The sequence below is a fragment of the Streptomyces fuscichromogenes genome, from assembly GCF_014645815.1.
Classification (GTDB): Bacteria; Actinomycetota; Actinomycetes; order Streptomycetales; family Streptomycetaceae; genus Streptomyces; species Streptomyces fuscichromogenes.
The window spans coordinates 1-17,335 of record NZ_BMML01000035.1 but is presented as its reverse complement, the minus strand read 5'-3'; the positions used below and the strand labels follow the sequence as shown (position 1 = coordinate 17,335).

The following is a 17,335-nucleotide window of genomic DNA, read 5'->3' as shown; positions in this document are numbered from 1 at the left end:
CTCAGGAGGCCTGTTCTGGAGTCGTGCGTCTGCCGTACGACTGGCTGAACCCTCCGTCGCCCACTCGCTCGTAGAGCGCGGGCAGGAGGGGCCGCAGAAGCGAAGGCCAGCCCCACGGGCAGGACTTGTCGACCTGTGCGGTCACCCGTGTCAGCAACTGCGGGATCTCGGTCATGGCTTCATGATGCAGTCCGCCGCCGAGTGCCGGGCCAGCCTGTGGACAACCTCCCGCCGACGCTCCGGCCTGTGGACAACTCGTGGGCCGGAGGCATCGGATGAGATCGAGCGGGGAGACGAGAAGTGGTCAGCGGGTCGCGAACGGCTGGTCCGTGGGCACGATCTCGCGTCCGAGCGGGAGCAGGGACACCGGGATCAGCTTGAAGTTGGCGATGCCGAACGGGATACCGATGATCGTCAGGCACATCGCGATGCCGGTGACGATGTGGGCGAGGGCCAGCCACCAGCCCGCGAGGACCAGCCACAGGACGTTGCCGACGCAGGAGGGAGCACCCGCGTCGCGCCGCTCCACGGTCGTGTACCCGAAGGGCCACAGGGCGTACACGCCGATACGGAACGCCGCTATGCCAAAGGGAATGCCGATGACCGTGACGCAGAGGATCACGCCCGCGAGCAGGTAGCCGAGGAACAGCCAGAAGCCGCTCAGGACGAGCCAAATGATGTTCAGGATGGTCTTCACTGCTGGCGACCTGCCATCTTCTCTAGCCGGGCGATCCGGTCCGCCATGGGCGGGTGCGTAGAGAACATCTTGGACAGTCCCTGGCCCGGGCGGAAGGGGTTCGCGATCATCATGTGGCTCGCGGTCTCGATCCGGGGCTCAGGGGGCAACGGGAGCTGCTTGGTGCCGGCGTCCAGCTTGCGCAGGGCGCTGGCGAGGGCGAGGGGGTCGCCGGTGATCTGGGCGCCGGACGCGTCCGCCTCGTACTCCCGGGAACGGCTGATGGCCAGCTGGATGACGGTGGCGGCGAGCGGGCCCAGGATCATGATGAGCAGCAGGCCGAGGAAGCCGGGGCCGTCGTCGTCGTCCGAACGGCCGACCGGGATCAGCCAGGCGAAGTTGACCAGGAACATGATCACCGAGGCGAGGGCTCCGGCGACCGAGGAGATGAGGATGTCGCGGTTGTAGACGTGGCTGAGCTCGTGGCCGATGACACCGCGCAGCTCGCGCTCGTCCAGGATGCGCAGGATGCCCTCCGTGCAGCACACGGCGGCGTTGCGCGGATTGCGGCCCGTGGCGAAGGCGTTCGGTGCCTCCGTCGGGGAGATGTACAGGCGGGGCATGGGCTGGCGGGCCTGGGTGGAGAGCTCGCGGACCATCCGGTACAGGGCCGGGGCCTCGAACTCGCTGACCGGGCGTGCGCGCATCGCGCGTAGCGCCAGTTTGTCGCTGTTCCAGTACGCGTACGCGTTCGTGCCGAGGGCGACGAGGACCGCGACGATCAGACCCGTTCGGCCGAAGAAGCTGCCGATGACGATGATGAGTGCCGACAGTCCCCCGAGGAGAACTGCGGTCCTGAGCCCGTTGTGCCGGCGGTGCACGGTACGCCCTCCAAGTCGTGCGGCAGGGGAACCCTTTGCCTGCGGTGCTGCCTTCCGATCTGCGATGCCACCGGTGTCGTGGTGTCACGTCCAGTGGACCCTTTCGCACTGGTCAACGCCAGGCGACGGCCACTAGTTCCCTTGTGCCCGCGGTGCGCCGCGTGAGCCGTCCGGGTGACAGCCGCGCCGGGCGCGCGTACGGGGCGTCAGAACAGGCCGGTGCCGGCGAAGCGGAGCACGAGTTGCGGTGCCCCGGAGAGGACGACGCCGAGGGTGCCGGTGAGGGCGAGCGCGGCCGTGAGGGGGGCCGGGAGCCGGTGCCGGGCGGGTTCGCCCTCGGGAGCGCGGAACAGCAGGGCCGCCCACTGGAGGTAGTAGTAGAGAGCGATCACGACATTGACGGCCATGACGACGGCGAGCCAGCCGAGGCCGGAGTCGACGGCCACCGAGAAGACGGTGACCTTCGCGAACAGGCCGATGACACCAGGTGGGAGTCCGGCGAGGCAGAGCAGGAAGAACGCGAGGAGCAGTGCGGCGAGCGGGTTCCTGGCGTACAGGCCGCGGTAGTCGGAGACCCGGTTGAGCCGTGCGGTACGGGCGACGGCGGCGGCCACCGCGAAGGCCCCGAGGTTCACGGCCGCGTACATGAGGGCGTAGGCGACGGTGGAGCCGACGGCCTTCTGGGCGTCCCTGGTGTATCCGGCGGCGGCGATCGGCACCAGCAGATAGCCGGCCTGGCCCACCGACGACCAGGCGAGCAGCCGTACCGCGCTGTACGCGCGCGTGGCCTGCTGGCGCAGGGCTGCCACGTTGCCGACGGTCATGGTGAGGGCGGCCAGGGCGGCGAGCGCGGGTCCCCAGACGTCGGCGTACGACGGAAAGGCGACGACGGTGACCAGGATCAGGCCGGAGAAGCCGACGGCCTTGCCGACGACCGACAGGTAGGCGGCGACCGGGAGTGGGGCGCCGACGTAGGTGTCGGGCACCCAGAAGTGGAACGGTACGGCGGCCGTCTTGAACGCGAAACCCACAAGGGTGAGGACGACGCCCGTCTGGGCGAGCGTGTGCAGCTGTCCGTCGACGTGCTGGATCCGGTCGGCGACCTGGGTGAGGTAGAGGCTGCCGGTGGTGGCGTAGACGAAGCTGACGCCCATGAGGCTCACGGCGGTCGCGGTCACCGAGGACAGGAAGAACTTCAGGGCCGCTTCGGAGGACCTCTTGTCGCCGTGCCGGATGCCGACGAGGGCGAAGGCGGGCAGCGAGGCCACTTCCAGGGCGACGATGAGGGTGGCGAGGTCGCGGGAGGCGGGCAGCAGGGCCGCTCCGGCGGCCGAGGAGAGCAGCAGGAACCAGAACTCGCCCTGGGGGTAGCGGCGGTTGCCGTCCTTGAGGGTGGTGATGGACAGCAGAGCTGTGAGCAGGGCGCCGCCGAGGACGAGGAACTGCACGACCAGGGTGAACCGGTCGGCCGTGTAGCTGCACGCGCGCGTGGCGCCCGTCAGGCAGAAGGTGCTGCGGTCGTGGCCGAGGAGCGGGAGCAGCAGCAGGGCGGCCGCGGCGAGTCCGGCGACCGAGACCCAGCCGAGGAGGGGTTTCCTGGCCTCGGGCACGAACAGGTCGGCGACCAGGACGACCAGGCCGACGACCGCGGTGAGGGTGGGCGGGGCGATGGCGAGCCAGTCGACGGACTGGACGAGGTTCGCGACCGGCGGCTGGGCCAGGGCGCTCATCGGGTGCCTCCTGCGAGGAGCTGCTGAACGGCCGGGTCGGTCAGACCGAGCAGGGCCTTCGGCCACAGTCCGGCGACGACGGTGAGGACGACGAGCGGGGTCCAGGCCGCGAACTCGTAGGTGCGGACGTCGGCGAGTTCCGGCATGTCCTGCGGTAGGGCGCCCATGCAGACGCGGCGGACCACGGCCAGCATGTACGCGGCCGTCAACAGGGTGCCGAAGGCGGCGATCGCCATGAAGGTCAGGAAGGCCGGGCGGCTGAGGCCGGCGGCGGGTTCGAACGCGCCGAAGAGGGCCAGCATCTCGCCCCAGAATCCGGCGAGGCCGGGCAGTCCGAGAGAGGCGACGGCGGCGAACGCGAGCAGTCCGCCGAGGCGCGGTGCCTTGCCGTACAGCGCGGCGCCGGTCTCCTCGGCGAGTGCGTCCAGGTCGGTCGTGCCGGTGCGGTCCTTCAGGCCTCCGACCAGGAAGAACAGCAGGCCGGTGATCAGGCCGTGGGCGATGTTGGCGAACAGGGCGCCGTTCACGCCGGTCGGGGTCATGGTGGCGATGCCGAGCAGGACGAAGCCCATGTGGCCGACGGAGGAGTAGGCGATCAGTCGCTTGAGGTCGCCCTTCGCGCCCTTCTTGGCCAGGTTCAGGCAGGCCAGGGATCCGTAGATGATCCCGACGACGGCGAAGGCGGCGAGGTACGGCGCGAAGGTGCGGAATCCGTCCGGCGCGACCGGCAGCAGGATCCGCACGAACCCGTACGTGCCCATCTTGAGCATGACACCGGCCAGCAGGACCGAGCCGACGGTCGGCGCGGCGGTGTGGGCGTCCGGCAGCCAGCTGTGCAGGGGCCACATCGGGGTCTTGACCGCGAGCCCGATCCCGATCGCCAGAACGGCGATGACCTGCACGGACGAGGTCAGCGACCGGCCGTTGTCAGTGGCGAGTGCCACCATGTCGAAGGTGCCCGCCTTGATTCCGATCAGGAGCAGGCCCAGCAGCATGACGACGGACCCGAGCAGCGTGAACAGGATGAACTTCCAGGCGGCCCGGGTCCGCCCCTCGCCGCCCCAGCGGGCGATGAGGAAGTACATCGGGATGAGCACCGTCTCGAACGCGAGGAAGAACAGCAGCAGGTCGAGGACGGCGAAGCTGGCGAGGGTGCCGGACTCCAGGACGAGCAGCAGGGCGACGAAGGCCTTCGGGGACGGGCCCTTGGGCGGGTTGAAGTACGAGTAGAGCGCGCAGAGGAAGGTCAGCAGCGCGGTCAGGACCACGAGGGGGAGGGAGATGCCGTCGATGCCGAGGTGGATGCGCACGTCGAGTGCGGGGATCCAGCTGATGTCGGTCGTGGCCTGCATCCTCGACGGATGGTCCTGGTCGAAGCCGAGCGCGAGGACGATCGCGGCGACGAGGACCGCGCCGGTCACGGTCACGCCGTGGCGGAGCACGGCCTGCTCGGGCGACTTCCCTCTCAGCCCGGGCGGGGCGGGCAGCAGGGCGGCGACGGCGCCGAGGAGCGGGCCGGCGACGATCAATGCCAGAAGGAACTGCATCACGGATTCGCTGATATCGATCACGCCTGCTCACGCTCCCGTGGCGACGAGGAGTACGGCGACCGCCAGGACGACGGTGCCGGCGAGCAGCGCGCTCACATAGGTCTGGACGTTGCCGGTCTGGGCCCGCCGTACGGCCGCGCCGAGCACTCGGGGCAGAGCACCTGCCCCGCGGACGTAGGTGTCGACGACCTCTCGGTCGAGGAACTGGACGAGGCTCGCGGCGGCCAGCACCGGACGGACGAACAGCGCGTCGTAGGCGGCGTCCAGGTGGAAACCATCGGCCGCGTGACGCTGCAGCGGACCGAGCAGCAGCCGGCCGGGGTCGGCCGGGTCGGGTGCGTAGGCCACGTCGCCGAAGGCGGGCTTGTGGGCGGCGATGACCTCGGCCTCGACCAGCCCCGCGTCGCCCTCCGGGTGGGCGGCGACGGCACCCAGCGGGGTGCGGGCGGCCAGCGCCCTGGTGCGCTGCCAGGCGCCGTAGGTGAGCAGTCCGCCGACGAGCGCGAGGCCGGTGCCGAGGACCGACGTGGTGAGGGTCGGGGTGAGGGCGCGGCCGTCGAACCAGCCGGGCAGCGAGCGGTAGGCGAACCCGCCGAAGGCGAGGGACGGGACGGCCAGGACCCACAGCACCACGGTCATGGACAGCGGCTGCCGTCCGTGGTCCACGGCCTCGGTCCCCTGGCCCCGGAAGGTCAGCAGCCACAGCCGGGTCGCGTAGGCGGCGGTGAGCAGGGCGGTGGCCAGGCCCGCGGCCAGGACGATCCAGCCGGCGCTGCCGGGGGCGTGCTCGGTGTGGCCGGTGGCGACGTGCTCGGCGGCACCCAGGACGGACTCCTTGGAGAAGAAGCCGCTGAAGGGAGGGATCGCGGCGAGCGCGAGCAGGGCCACGGTCATCGTCCAGTAGGCGTCCGGGACGCGGTCGCGCAGGCCGGAGGTGCGGGACATGACGGCCAGCGAGTTGGTGCCGGAGGCGTGGATGACCACGCCGGCCGCGAGGAACAGCAGCGCCTTGAAGGCGCCGTGGGACAGGAGGTGGAAGACGGCGGCACCGCGGTCGCCGACGGCGAGGGCGCCGGTCATGTAGCCGAGCTGGCCGATCGTCGAGTAGGCGAGGACGCGCTTGATGTCGTCCTGGGCGAGTGCGGCGAGGGCCGAGCCGACCATCGTGACCGCGGCCATCACGGCGAGGACGACCATCACGGCCGCGCTGGCTTCGAAGACCGGAAGGAGACGGGCGACGAAGTAGACACCGGCGGCGACCATCGTCGCGGCATGGATCAGCGCGGAGACGGGGGTCGGGCCGGCCATCGCGTCGGGGAGCCAGGTGTGCAGCGGGAACTGCGCGGACTTGCCGGCCACACCGCACAGGAGCAGCAGGCCGACCAGGGTGGGATGGTGCAGCCCGCCGTTCGCGACGGCGCCGAGGACCGTGCTGATGCGGAACGACCCGGCGTCGGTGGCCAGCGCGAACAGGCCGATCAGGAACGGCACGTCGCCGAGCTTGGTGACCAGGAAGGCCTTGACGGAGGCGGCGCGTGCCTCGGGGGTCTCCCAGTAGTGGCCGACCAGGAAGTAGGAGCAGATGCCCATGACTTCCCAGCCGACCAGCAGCACGATCAGGTCGCCGGAGTAGACGACCAGCAGCATCGCGGAGGTGAACAGGGAGACGAGGGCGGCGTAGGAGGGGTAGCGCGGGTCGTCGCGCAGGTAGCCGGTGGAGTAGATCTGCACGCAGGTGGCGACGAAGGCGACCAGGACGGCGACGAGGGCGGCGAAGCCGTCGATGTGCAGGGCGAGTTCGATGGGGACCGAGCCGGTCGGGGTGAGCTCGGTGTGGGCGTCCACGGCCTGGCCGCCGCCCTGGTCGGCGGCGACCGTGCAGGCGAGGGCCAGCGCGGCGAGCGTCGGCAGGACGGCGAGCGGGCGGACGAATCCGGGGGCGGTGCGCCCGAGGAGCAGACCGGCGGCGGCGCCGAGGAACGGCAGGAGGGGGACGAGGACGGCGAGGGTGGTCGTGGTCACGCGGTGGCCTCAGCCTTCTCGTCGGCCTCTCCGGCCTCGTCGGTCTCTCCGGTGGGCGTGCCGTCGTCGTGGCCCTCGGCGGTGTCGCGGAGCCGGTCGATGTCGGAGGTGCCGCGGTTGCGGTGGACGGCGAGGACGATCGCCAGGCCGATGCCGATCTCGGCGGCCGCGATGGCGATGGTGAACAGGGTCAGGGCCTGGCCGGAGTGCAGGGTGTCCCGGGCGGCCTTGCTGAGCCAGACGTCGAAGGCGACGAGGTTGAGGTTGACGGCGTTGAGCATCAGCTCCACCGACATCAGGACGAGGATCGCGTTGCGGCGGGCCAGGACTCCGTACAGGCCGGTGCAGAAGAGGAGAGCGGAGAGAACGGCGGGATAGGCGAGGTGCATCAGCGGGCGCCTTCCTGCTCGGGCTTCGGCTCGGACTTCGGCTCAGACCCCGACTCGGGTTGCTGCTGGGGTTGCTGCTGGGGATCCTGCTCTGTCCTGTCCCCGATCGGGTGAATCCCGGAATCCGTGACGGGAGGGGAACTCTGTGTGACGGCTCGGCCGTTCACAGGGGGCGGGGCCGACTCCGCCTTCGCCTTCCGGGACAGGACGATCGCGCCGACCAGGGCCGCGAGAAGGAGGACGGAGAGGGCTTCGAAGGGCAGGACCCAGTTCTGGAAGAGGCTCGCACCGGTGACCTTCGTCGAGCCGGCGGCGGCGCCGTCCAGGTCGATCCAGGTGGCACGGAAGGCGTCCACGACCACCCAGACCAGGGAGGCCGCGGCGGCCGCGGCGACGGCCAGCGCGACCCAGCGGTTTCCGGAGTCGGCGTCCGGGGAGCGGCCGATCGGAGCCTTGGTGAGCATCAGACCGAAAAGGAGGAGGACGACTACGGAACCCACATAGATGAGGACCTGTACCCAGGCGATGAACTCGGCGGTGAGCAGCAGGTACTCGACGGCGATCCCGCCGAGGGCGACCACCAGCCACAGGGCGGCGTGCACCAGCTGGCGGGTGGTGACCGTGACGAGGGCGGCGCCGAAGGTGACCAGGCCGACGAGGAGGAAGGCGATCTCCACGCCGGTCGGGGACAGGAAGCCGTGCGGCGCCTGGGCGAGCGGGCTCACGACTCCCCCTCTCCCGGCTCGGCCCGGTCGGCGACCGGTTCGGCCTGGGCGGCCGCGAGCTTCTCGGCGGTCTTGCGTGCGGCGGCGATCTCCTTCGGTTCCTCCGCGCCGGGGTCGAGGGCGGGCGGGGCCGGGACCGTCCACATCCACTCGCGGAGCTTGTCGCGTTCGTGGGTGAGTTCGTGGATGTCGGTCTCGGCGTACTCGAACTCCGGGGACCAGAACAGGGCGTCGAAAGGACAGACCTCGATGCAGATACCGCAGTACATGCACAGGGAGAAGTCGATGGCGAAGCGGTCCAGGACGTTGCGGCTGCGCTCGCGGCCGCCCGGGGCCGCCGCCGGGACGGTCTCCTTGTGGGAGTCGATGTAGATGCACCAGTCGGGGCACTCACGGGCGCAGAGCATGCAGACCGTGCAGTTCTCCTCGAACAGCCCGATCACACCCCGGGTGCGGGGCGGGAGGTCGGGCAGGGCGTCCGGGTACTGCTCGGTGACCGACTTCCGGGTCATCGTGCGCAGGGTGACGGCCAGGCCCTTGGCGAGGCCACTGCCGGGAATGGGAGCCACGGTTAGGAGATCACCACCTTGACGATGCCGGTGAGGGCGATCTGGGCGAGAGAGAGGGGGACGAGGAGGGTCCAGGAGAACTTCTGCAGCTGGTCCTCACGCAGGCGGGGGTAGGTGACGCGAAGCCAGATCACGACGAAGGCGAGGAGCGCCGTCTTCAGGAGGGTCCACAGCCAGCCGAGGCCGTCCGCACCCCACGGACCGTGCCAGCCGCCCAGGAAGAGGACGGTGGTCAGGCCGCACAGGACGACGATCCCTGCGTACTCGGCGAGCAGGAACAGCGCGAAACGCAGGCCGGTGTACTCGGTGTACGCGCCGAAGATGATCTCCGAGTCGGCGACGGGCATGTCGAACGGAGGCCGTTGGAGCTCCGCGAGACCGGCGACGAAGAAGACCAGGCCGCCGGTGATCTGCCAGGGCAGCCACCACCAGTGGAAGGAGCTGACGATGCCCGGCAGGGAGACGGTGCCGGCCGCCATCGCCACGGAGGCGGCGGCGAGCAGCATCGGGAGTTCGTAGGCGAGGAGCTGGGCGGCGGTGCGCAGGCCGCCGAGGAGGGAGAACTTGTTGGCGCTGGCCCAGCCGGCCATGAGCGAGCCGAGGACACCGACGCCCATCACGGCCAGTACGAAGAACACACCCGCGTCCAGGACCTGGCCGACCGCGCCCTCGCCGGGGCCGATCGGGATGGCGAGCAGCACGAGCAGATACGGGAGGAGGGCCACCGCGGGGGCCAGCTGGAAGACGCGGCGGTCCGCGCCCGCCGGGACCACGTCCTCCTTCTGCGCGAACTTCACGCCGTCGGCGATCAGCTGGGCCCAGCCGTGGAAACCACCGGCGTACATCGGGCCGAGGCGGCCCTGCATATGGGCCATCACCTTGTGCTCGGTCTGACCAACGATCAGGGGGAAGGTGAGGAAGACGACGAACACGGCGAGCAGTCGCAGGCCGACGTCCAGAGCGTCGTTCACTGCGGGCCTCCTGCGGGGTCGTCGTGGGGAGTGGGGCGTTCGGGGGTGGCGGCGTCCGTGGGCTGGACTTCGGGGCCGTGCGGGGCGTCGGACACGGCGGCTTCGGGGGCCGGGGTATCGGAGACCGGAGCCTGTGATGTTGACGGTTCAGGGCCGGAGTCCTCGGATGCGTCGGGCTCGGCAGGCTCCGGCTCGGGCTCCGTGGACGCGGCGGGGTCCGACTCGGCCGCCCTCGGTTCGGCCGCCCTCGGTTCGGTCGGCTCCGGTGCCGTCGGCTGCGGTCCAGTCGGCTTCAGCGCCGTCGGCTCCGAAGCTGGCGTCGCGGATGCCGTCGGCTCCCCCGCCTCCGGCGCGTCAGCCTTGGTCTCGGTCTCAGACCCGGACCCGGTCCCGGACCCGGTTCCGGCCTCGGTTCCTACTGTCTCCGTCAGGGCGGTCGGCGTCCCGGTTGCCGTTCCGGCCTCCGGTTCGTCGAAGGCCGGACGGGCGTGGTGCCACGGCGCGTCCGAGCTGCGGGGGGCTGCGGGGCGGGGCGGCTCGGCCGGTGCCGCAGGCGCTTCCGTCTCCTGCGCGCGCTGTGAAGCGGAGCCGCCCGAGGCGGTGCGTGCCCGGCGCGGCCCTCGGGGAGCAGCCGGCGGCTCGGTGGCAGGTGCGGTCGCCGCCACACCGGTGCCTTCCACGGCGCTCTCCTCTGTCGGCGCCTCCTCCGCACCGGAGACCGTCCGCTGCGTGGCGGAACCCTCGCTCGCAGTCCGTGCCCGGCGCGGAGCGACCGTCGGCCGGGTCGCATCTGCCGCACCCACCGCAGTCGGCCCGCTCGGCCCGCTCGGCTCGACCGACTCGGTCGGCTCGGCCGTTCCTGTCGGCTCGGCCATTCCTGTCGGCTGGCTCGCCGAGCCTTCCGCGGCCGTTCGTGAGCGGCGTACCGGGCGGTCCACGGCAGCGCGGGCCGGGCGTTCGGCGACAGCGCGGGCCGGGCGTTCGCCGGTGGTGCGGCCTGCTGCGGCTCGTGTCGGGCGGGTGGGGGCGGGCGGGAGTTGGCCCTTGAGGGGGCCCCACTCGTTGGGGTCGGGGACGCCCGGGGGGAGCATCTGGCGGCGCTTGGGGCCGCCGTGGTCGGACTCGCCCGGTTCCTTGGCGCCGGGCCAGGCCTTGGCGACGCGGGCGGCGAGGACGAAGTCCTTGCGGAGGGGGTGGCCCTCGAAGGTTTCCGGAAGGAGGAGGTGGTCCAGGCCGGGGTGGCCGGTGAAGCGGACGCCGAACATCTCGTGGGTCTCGCGTTCGTGCCAGCGGGCGCCCGCGTAGACGCCCACGGCGGACGGGAGTTCGGGGGCGGTGTGCGGGACGGTCGTACGCAGGAGCAGACGGCGGACCGGGGCGAGGGCGACGACATGGGCGGAGACGCGGAAGCCGGTGCCGGGTTCGTCGACCGCGCTCAGCCAGTCGAAGTAGGTGCAGGAGAGGGTAGTACGGGCGGTCTCCAGGGCGGCGAGCCAGGCGGCGGGAGGCACGTCGACGGTCAGCACGTCGTAGGACTCGTCGGCTGTGGCGTCCGTGCCGAAGAGTTCCTCGACGGGGGCCGGCAGCCAGCCGGGCGGGGTCGTCATCGCGCGTCCCCCTCGCCCTCGTCGGCCGCGGGGGCCGCGGAAGCCGTGGGGGCCGGCGGCCGGACCAGGCCGCTCTGGAGGGCCGCGGCGGACGGGCGGGGGGTGGTGCTGTAGCGCTCGCCCAGGGACTCCGCGGCGATCTTCTCCTGGAGTTTGAGGATGCCCTGGAGGAGCGCCTCGGGGCGCGGCGGGCAGCCGGGGACGTAGACGTCGACGGGGATGATCTGGTCGACGCCCTTGGTGACGGAGTAGGAGTCCCAGTAGGGGCCGCCGCAGTTCGAGCAGGCGCCGAAGGAGATGACGTACTTCGGTTCGGGCATCTGCTCGTACAGACGCTTGACCGCCGGGGCCATCTTGTCGGTGACCGTGCCCGAGACCACCATCAGGTCGGCCTGGCGGGGGCCCGGTGCGAAGGGGATCACCCCGAGGCGGATGAAGTCGTGGCGGGCCATCGACGCGGCGATGAACTCGATCGCGCAGCAGGCGAGACCGAAGTTGAAGACCCAGAGCGAGTAGCGGCGGCCCCAGTTGAGGACGACCTTCATCGGTTCGGGGGCGAGGCGGGCGAGCGCGCCCAGCCTTTGCGGCTCCGGCAGCGGCACGGGCTCCGGCGTCACGTCCATGTCAGGACGCCCTTCTTGTATGCGTACAGCAGGCCGACGGTGAGGAAGCCGAGGAAGACGAACATCTCCACGAGCGTGGTCGCGCCGTAGCCGGGGGCGGCGAAGACCGTCGCCCAGGGGAACAGGAAGATCGAGTCGACGGCGAAGATGACGTAGAGGAAGGCGTAGACGTAGTAGCGGACCTGGGTATGGGCCCAGCCCTCGCCGACGGGATCGACGCCGCACTCGTAGGTGAGGAGTTTCTCGGGGGTGGGGACCACCGGGCGCAGCAGCCGGCCGGCGCCGAAGGCGACGGCGACGAAGACCACGCCGACCAGCGCCAGCAGTCCCACGACCGAGTAGGACGCGAAGTAGTCCGCGGCGAGGACCGCGGTCGGTTCACCGCCCACCGTCTCCCGCATAGCCCGTCCTCGCTCCCTCGACAGACCACGGGCCCGACCGGCCCGGTGCCGTGACCTCAGTCAACTCTTGATTCGACGATCTGTACGCACGGGAGTCTAGGCCCTGATAAAGACACGGTAAGCAGGCCGTCACACGGTGGGACAGGGGAAAGCGGGACCGGGGGCGACTGGTGGGGTTTTCCCCAGGACGTCCCGGGCGGCGAACTCCATGGCGTCGCGCCACGGCACACGGCACGCTGGCGCACATGACCGCACCCGCACCCAGATCCCGCAGCTTCGCCGACGGCGCGGAGGACCACGAGCGGCTGCCGCCCGTGCGCTTCGCCTTCGACGGTCACACCTGGAAGGAGATCGCGCACCTCCTGCTGAACCTGCCGATGTCGCTGCTCGGCTTCGTCTATGTCGTCACGACGGTGTGGGTGAGCGGTGTACTGACGCTGACGGTGATCGGTATCCCTCTGCTCGCCGCGACCCTGCTGGGCGCCCGGCAGCTGGGGAAGCTGGAGCGGGCACGCGCGCGTGCGCTGCTCGGGGTGCGGGTGGAGGAGCCGACCCCGCTGCCGTGGGCCGGGCGCGGTGCGGGCACTCAGCGGCTGTGGATGACGTTGAAGGATCCGGTGGCCTGGCGGACGCTGTTGTACGACTTCATCCGGCTGCCGTGGGGCGTGCTCACCTTCTGCACGACGCTGGTCTCGCTGTTCGTGCTGTGGCCGGTGCTGCCGTTCGTCGCACGCGGGCTGGCGAACGTGGACCGGGCGATGGTGCGCGGGCTGCTGTCGCCCTCGGACGAGCTGGAGCGCCGTATCGCCGAGCTGGAGTCGGACCGGGGGGTGGTCGTCGACACGGCCGCCGCCGACCTGCGGCGCATCGAGCGGGATCTGCACGACGGCGCGCAGGCCCGGCTCGTCAATCTGGCGATGGGGCTCGGCCTGGCGAAGGAGAAGCTGCTGGAGGATCCCGACGGGGCCGCCGCGATGGTCGAGGAGGCCCACGGCGAGGTGAAGCTGGCGCTCCAGGAGCTCAGAGATCTCGCCCGGGGCATCCATCCGGCGGTGCTGACCGACCGGGGGCTGGACGCGGCGCTGTCGTCGGTTGCGACGCGCTGCACGGTGCCGGTCCAGGTGACCGCCGACCTGCCGTCGAGACCGGCGCCCGCGATCGAGGGCATCGCCTATTTCACCGTCTCCGAGTTGCTCCAGAACATCAGCAAGCACAGCGGGGCGCGGACCGCGTCGGTGGACGTGTGGCGGGCCGACGACCGGCTGCTGATCCAGGTGCGGGACGACGGGCACGGCGGGGCGAGCCTGGACGGCGGCTCCGGGATGCGGGGGCTCGCGGAGCGGCTGGGTGCGGTCGACGGCCTGTTCGTCGTGGACTCACCGGCCGGCGGTCCCACGACGGTGACCGCGGAGCTGCCCTGGCGCGACCGGGCGTAGCGAAGCGCGTGGGAGGGGTGGGGAAAACCCCCCGTTCAAGAGGCCGACGGACTCCATGGTCCGTGGACCTGCGGCACAGCAGGGTGGAGGTACGGCAGGACAGGCCGATGAGGCAGGGCTGGACAGGACGGGACGGCGCCGATGGCCACGGAATACGGACACGGGTACGAGCACGGCTACGGGTACGGGTACGGGTACGGGCAGGACGACGGGTACGGATACGAGCCGTACGGCGGGCGTCGGCATCGGGTACCGGCCGTGCTGCGGGCACCGTTCGAGGCTCGCAGCTGGCGTGAGTTCGGCTATGTCCTGCTGGGCCTTCCGGTCGGCGTCACGCTGTTCGTGTGGACCGTGACGATGCTGGCCCTGGGCGTCGGTCTGCTGGTGACCTTCATCGGGATCCCGCTGCTGGCGGTGGCCCTCGCCGGATGCCGTGGCTTCGGGGCTCTGGAACGGGCACGCGCGCGTGGGCTGCTGAAGCTGGAGGTGGCCGACCCGGAGCCGCTGCGGATGCGCAAGCCGGGATTCTTCCCCTGGGTCGGCGCGGTGCTGAAGAGCGGTACGTCCTGGCGTCATCTGCTGTACGCGGTCATCCAGTTCCCGTGGTCGATGTTCTCCTTCGTCGTCGCCGTCAACTTCTGGGCGTACGGCTGGGCCCTGTTGACGTATCCGCTGTGGTTCTGGGTGTTCCCGGTGTGGGCCGGGCAGGGCGGGCTCCAGCTGTACGGCGACGCGCACCACAGCGTCTACCTCGACAACCCGTTCGAGATCACGGTGACCGCGCTGGTGGGACTGCTGTTCACGCTGGCCACGCCGTGGATCGTACGAGCGTTGACGCTGGTGGACCGGGTGATGGTGCACGGGCTGCTGGGGCCGTCGAGGCTGGCGTCGCGGGTGGTGGAGCTGGAGTCCGACCGGGGGGTCGTCGTGGACACCGCCGCCGCCGACCTGCGGCGCATCGAGCGGGATCTGCATGACGGGGCGCAGGCGCGGCTGGTGGCGCTGGCCATGGATCTGGGGCTGGCGAAGGAGAAGCTGCGGGAGGATCCGCAGGTCGCGGCGCGGATGGTGGACGAGGCGCATGGTGAGGTGAAGACCGCGTTGCAGGAGCTGCGGGATCTGGCCCGCGGGATCCATCCGGCGGTGCTGACCGACCGGGGGCTGGACGCGGCGCTGTCCGCGGTGGCCTCGCGGTGCACGGTGCCGGTGCGGGTGGAGGTCGACCTGGCGGAGCGGCCGGCGGCGGCGATCGAGGGGATCGCGTACTTCACGGTGTCCGAGCTGCTTCAGAACGTCAGCAAGCATGCGCGGGCGAGGGGGGCGGAGGTGGATGTGTGGCGGAGTGAGGACCGGTTGATGCTGCAGGTCGTGGATGACGGGTTGGGGGGTGCGGACACCGCGGCGGGGTCGGGGCTGGCGGGGCTGGCCGAGCGGCTGGACGCCGTGGACGGGATTCTGGTGGTGGACTCGCCGGTGGGTGGGCCTACGCGGGTGACGGCGGAGCTGCCCTGGCGTGGCTGAGGGCGGGTTCTCGCCCCCGCCGCCCCTACCCGTCCCATCCTCCAGGGGGTGGGCCCCCTTCGACCGCCCGATTCGGGGGCTGCCGCCCCCGGACCCCCGCTTCGGCCTGAACGGCCTCGTCCTCAAACGCCGGACGGGCTGGAGGGGGGCGGACCCGATCTCGCCCTCAAGCACCGGACAGGCTGGAAGGAGTGCGGACCCGATCTCGCCCTCAGACGCCGGACAGGCTGGAAGGGGCGCGGACCGGATCTCGTCCTCAGACGCCGGACGGGCTGGGGGGACTTCCGTCCTCAGGCGGCGGACAGGCTGGGGGGTGGGGACGCGGGCCAGTGGGCGGCCTGATTTGGTTCGGCTCCTCTCGTTACCCGCACGCGCTCCGGTTCGAATGCTGGAATGCTGGTCTTTTGGACAGGGCAGGCATGTATGCCGGACGGGGTGTGGGGGGCCGGGAGATCGTGGAGGACAGGGTGCGGGTGGTCATCGCCGAGGATTCCGTGCTGCTCAGGGAGGGGCTGACCCGGCTGCTGACCGATCGGGGGCATGACGTCGTCGCGGGTGTCGGAGACGCAGAGGCGCTGGTCAAGACCATCGCCGACCTGGACGCCCAGGACGCGCTGCCGGACGTCGTCGTCGCGGATGTGCGGATGCCGCCGACGCACACCGACGAGGGCGTGCGGGCGGCCGTACGGCTGCGGAAGACTCATCCGGGGCTCGGGGTGCTGGTGCTGTCGCAGTACGTGGAGGAGCGCTACGCCACCGAACTGCTGGCCGGTTCCAGCCGGGGCGTGGGCTATCTGCTGAAGGACCGGGTCGCCGAGGTGCGGGAGTTCGTGGACGCCGTGGTGCGGGTCGCCGCGGGCGGTACGGCGCTGGACCCGGAGGTCGTCGCGCAGTTGCTGGGCCGGAGCCGGAAGCAGGACGTCCTTGCGGGCCTCACCCCGCGGGAGCGGGAGGTGCTGGGGCTGATGGCCGAGGGGCGGACGAACTCGGCGATCGCGCGCCAGCTGGTGGTGAGCGACGGAGCCGTCGAGAAGCACGTCAGCAACATCTTCCTCAAACTCGGGCTCGCCCAGAGCGACGGTGACCACCGGCGCGTTCTGGCCGTTCTGACGTATCTGAACTCCTGACGGGCCGACGGCACCGTGTCGGCGCCGGAAGGCGGCCAGGGGGAGGGAAAATCGTGACAAGTCAGGGCGACAGGTCGTCTCAGAAACCCGTCCAGCATGTGAGTGGGCACGGGAAGGCGACCCTAACCGACGTAGGGTTGATTACGGGATGGTCCGTGGGACGACCGCTCCCGGACAGCCGCCTCGAAGGAGGTCCAGTTCAGTGACCAGCCAGGTCAGCAGGACAACGGAACAGGCCGACGGAACCGTCGTGGGAGAACAGCGCAAGCCGGGCGGTGTGAAGGCCGTCCGGCGCCTGGATCGGGTGATCATCCGGTTCGCGGGGGACTCGGGTGACGGTATGCAGCTGACGGGCGACCGGTTCACGTCGGAGACGGCGTCCTTCGGTAATGATCTGTCGACGCTGCCGAATTTCCCGGCCGAGATCCGGGCCCCCGCAGGCACACTGCCGGGGGTTTCCTCGTTTCAGCTGCACTTCGCGGACCACGACATCCTCACCCCCGGGGACGCGCCGAACGTCCTGGTCGCGATGAACCCGGCCGCGCTCAAGGCCAACATCGCCGATGTGCCGCGCGGTGCGGAGATCATCGTCAACACGGACGAATTCACCAAACGGGCGATGCAGAAGGTCGGCTACGACACCTCGCCCCTGGAGGACGGGTCACTCGACGGGTACAGCCTCCACCCGGTGCCGCTGACCACGCTCACCGTGGAGGCGCTGAAGGAGTTCGACCTCACCCGCAAGGAGGCGGAGCGGAGCAAGAACATGTTCGCGCTCGGTCTGCTGTCGTGGATGTATCACCGGCCGACGGAGGGTACGGAGCGGTTCCTGCGGGAGAAGTTCGCCCGGAAGCCGGAGGTGATGAAGGCGAATCTGGTGGCGTTCCGGGCGGGCTGGAACTTCGGGGAGACGACGGAGGACTTCGCGGTCTCCTACGAGATCGCTCCGGCGGCGACGGCGTTCCCGGTGGGTACCTACCGCAACATCTCCGGCAACCTGGCGTTGGCCTATGGTCTGGTGGCGGCGTCGCGGCAGGCGGGGCTGCCGTTGTTCCTGGGTTCGTATCCGATCACGCCGGCCTCGGACATCCTGCACGAGCTGTCCAG

17 protein-coding genes are annotated in these 17,335 nt (G+C 70.8%); 4 read left to right on the top strand and 13 right to left on the bottom strand.

The genetic code is table 11. From position 1 onward, the window contains the following. Position 1: 1 nt before the first annotated feature. From IEZ11_RS44515 to IEZ11_RS44455, 13 genes are all read right to left on the bottom strand, one after another. Positions 2 to 175 (bottom strand): hypothetical protein, encoded by a 174-nt coding sequence (locus tag IEZ11_RS44515; protein ID WP_189268801.1) that lies wholly within the window; start codon positions 173 to 175, stop codon positions 2 to 4. 129 nt (positions 176 to 304) lie between these two features. Then, positions 305 to 697: a YccF domain-containing protein gene (locus IEZ11_RS44510; protein WP_189268800.1), complete on the bottom strand. Its 393-nt coding sequence runs from the start codon at positions 695 to 697 to the stop codon at positions 305 to 307. Next, positions 694 to 1,557 (bottom strand): zinc metalloprotease HtpX, encoded by an 864-nt coding sequence (gene htpX, locus IEZ11_RS44505; protein WP_189268799.1) that lies wholly within the window; start codon positions 1,555 to 1,557, stop codon positions 694 to 696. The genes IEZ11_RS44510 and htpX overlap by 4 nt, the downstream gene beginning before the upstream one ends. A gap of 206 nt (positions 1,558 to 1,763) precedes the next feature. Next, complete coding sequence (locus IEZ11_RS44500; protein ID WP_189268798.1) at positions 1,764 to 3,287, bottom strand: NADH-quinone oxidoreductase subunit N; 1,524 nt, start codon at positions 3,285 to 3,287, stop codon at positions 1,764 to 1,766. Continuing rightward, positions 3,284 to 4,858 carry a complex I subunit 4 family protein gene (locus tag IEZ11_RS44495; protein ID WP_189268797.1) on the bottom strand — a complete coding sequence of 525 codons (1,575 nt, stop codon included), beginning with the start codon at positions 4,856 to 4,858 and terminating at the stop codon, positions 3,284 to 3,286. Before IEZ11_RS44495 ends, IEZ11_RS44500 begins: the two co-directional genes overlap by 4 nt. 6 nt (positions 4,859 to 4,864) lie before the next feature. Continuing rightward, a complete protein-coding gene (locus IEZ11_RS44490) occupies positions 4,865 to 6,859 on the bottom strand; it encodes an NADH-quinone oxidoreductase subunit 5 family protein (RefSeq protein WP_189268796.1) in 1,995 nt (664 codons plus the stop codon). After that, positions 6,856 to 7,248, bottom strand: coding sequence for an NADH-quinone oxidoreductase subunit NuoK (gene nuoK / locus IEZ11_RS44485; protein WP_189268795.1), 393 nt, complete (start codon positions 7,246 to 7,248; stop codon positions 6,856 to 6,858). Before nuoK ends, IEZ11_RS44490 begins: the two co-directional genes overlap by 4 nt. After that, positions 7,248 to 7,973, bottom strand: a complete 726-nt coding sequence (locus tag IEZ11_RS44480) for an NADH-quinone oxidoreductase subunit J family protein (protein WP_189268794.1) — start codon at positions 7,971 to 7,973, stop codon at positions 7,248 to 7,250. The genes nuoK and IEZ11_RS44480 overlap by 1 nt, the downstream gene beginning before the upstream one ends. Further along, the gene (locus tag IEZ11_RS44475) at positions 7,970 to 8,542 is read right to left on the bottom strand and encodes a NuoI/complex I 23 kDa subunit family protein (RefSeq protein WP_189268793.1); all 573 of its coding nucleotides are present in this window, start codon (positions 8,540 to 8,542) and stop codon (positions 7,970 to 7,972) included. Before IEZ11_RS44475 ends, IEZ11_RS44480 begins: the two co-directional genes overlap by 4 nt. Positions 8,543 to 8,544: 2 nt before the next feature. Next, positions 8,545 to 9,513 (bottom strand): complex I subunit 1/NuoH family protein, encoded by a 969-nt coding sequence (locus IEZ11_RS44470; RefSeq protein WP_189268792.1) that lies wholly within the window; start codon positions 9,511 to 9,513, stop codon positions 8,545 to 8,547. Then, positions 9,510 to 11,120 carry an NADH-quinone oxidoreductase subunit C gene (locus IEZ11_RS44465; protein WP_189268791.1) on the bottom strand — a complete coding sequence of 537 codons (1,611 nt, stop codon included), beginning with the start codon at positions 11,118 to 11,120 and terminating at the stop codon, positions 9,510 to 9,512. The genes IEZ11_RS44470 and IEZ11_RS44465 overlap by 4 nt, the downstream gene beginning before the upstream one ends. Beyond that, positions 11,117 to 11,743, bottom strand: coding sequence for an NADH-quinone oxidoreductase subunit B (locus IEZ11_RS44460; protein ID WP_189268790.1), 627 nt, complete (start codon positions 11,741 to 11,743; stop codon positions 11,117 to 11,119). Before IEZ11_RS44460 ends, IEZ11_RS44465 begins: the two co-directional genes overlap by 4 nt. Continuing rightward, positions 11,734 to 12,144 carry an NADH-quinone oxidoreductase subunit A gene (locus tag IEZ11_RS44455; protein WP_189268789.1) on the bottom strand — a complete coding sequence of 137 codons (411 nt, stop codon included), beginning with the start codon at positions 12,142 to 12,144 and terminating at the stop codon, positions 11,734 to 11,736. The genes IEZ11_RS44460 and IEZ11_RS44455 overlap by 10 nt, the downstream gene beginning before the upstream one ends. A 245-nt stretch (positions 12,145 to 12,389) precedes the next feature. Here IEZ11_RS44455 and IEZ11_RS44450 point away from each other — a divergent pair, with 245 nt between their 5' ends. The 4 genes from IEZ11_RS44450 to IEZ11_RS44435 form a co-directional block, all read left to right on the top strand. Further along, entirely contained in the window at positions 12,390 to 13,580 is a 1,191-nt protein-coding gene (locus tag IEZ11_RS44450; protein WP_189268788.1) for a sensor histidine kinase, read from the top strand. A 141-nt stretch (positions 13,581 to 13,721) separates the two neighbouring features. Then, positions 13,722 to 15,101: a sensor histidine kinase gene (locus tag IEZ11_RS44445; RefSeq protein WP_189268787.1), complete on the top strand. Its 1,380-nt coding sequence runs from the start codon at positions 13,722 to 13,724 to the stop codon at positions 15,099 to 15,101. A 419-nt stretch (positions 15,102 to 15,520) separates the two neighbouring features. Further along, entirely contained in the window at positions 15,521 to 16,228 is a 708-nt protein-coding gene (locus IEZ11_RS44440) for a response regulator transcription factor (protein WP_189268786.1), read from the top strand. A gap of 202 nt (positions 16,229 to 16,430) precedes the next feature. Beyond that, positions 16,431 to 17,335 (top strand): 2-oxoacid:acceptor oxidoreductase family protein (locus tag IEZ11_RS44435; protein WP_189268785.1); only part of this gene is annotated, 905 nt, incomplete at its 3' end.

Bases quoted from the DNA above. Each gene is read 5' to 3' on its own strand.
- IEZ11_RS44450 (WP_189268788.1), top strand. From the start codon at position 12,390: ATGACCGCACCCGCACCCAGATCCCGCAGCTTCGCCGACGGCGCGGAG.
- IEZ11_RS44460 (WP_189268790.1), bottom strand. From the start codon at position 11,743: ATGGACGTGACGCCGGAGCCCGTGCCGCTGCCGGAGCCGCAAAGGCTG.
- IEZ11_RS44515 (WP_189268801.1), bottom strand. From the start codon at position 175: ATGACCGAGATCCCGCAGTTGCTGACACGGGTGACCGCACAGGTCGAC.
- IEZ11_RS44440 (WP_189268786.1), top strand. From the start codon at position 15,521: ATGTATGCCGGACGGGGTGTGGGGGGCCGGGAGATCGTGGAGGACAGG.
- IEZ11_RS44465 (WP_189268791.1), bottom strand. From the start codon at position 11,120: ATGACGACCCCGCCCGGCTGGCTGCCGGCCCCCGTCGAGGAACTCTTC.
- nuoK (WP_189268795.1), bottom strand. From the start codon at position 7,248: ATGCACCTCGCCTATCCCGCCGTTCTCTCCGCTCTCCTCTTCTGCACC.
- IEZ11_RS44455 (WP_189268789.1), bottom strand. From the start codon at position 12,144: ATGCGGGAGACGGTGGGCGGTGAACCGACCGCGGTCCTCGCCGCGGAC.
- IEZ11_RS44445 (WP_189268787.1), top strand. From the start codon at position 13,722: ATGGCCACGGAATACGGACACGGGTACGAGCACGGCTACGGGTACGGG.
- IEZ11_RS44500 (WP_189268798.1), bottom strand. From the start codon at position 3,287: ATGAGCGCCCTGGCCCAGCCGCCGGTCGCGAACCTCGTCCAGTCCGTC.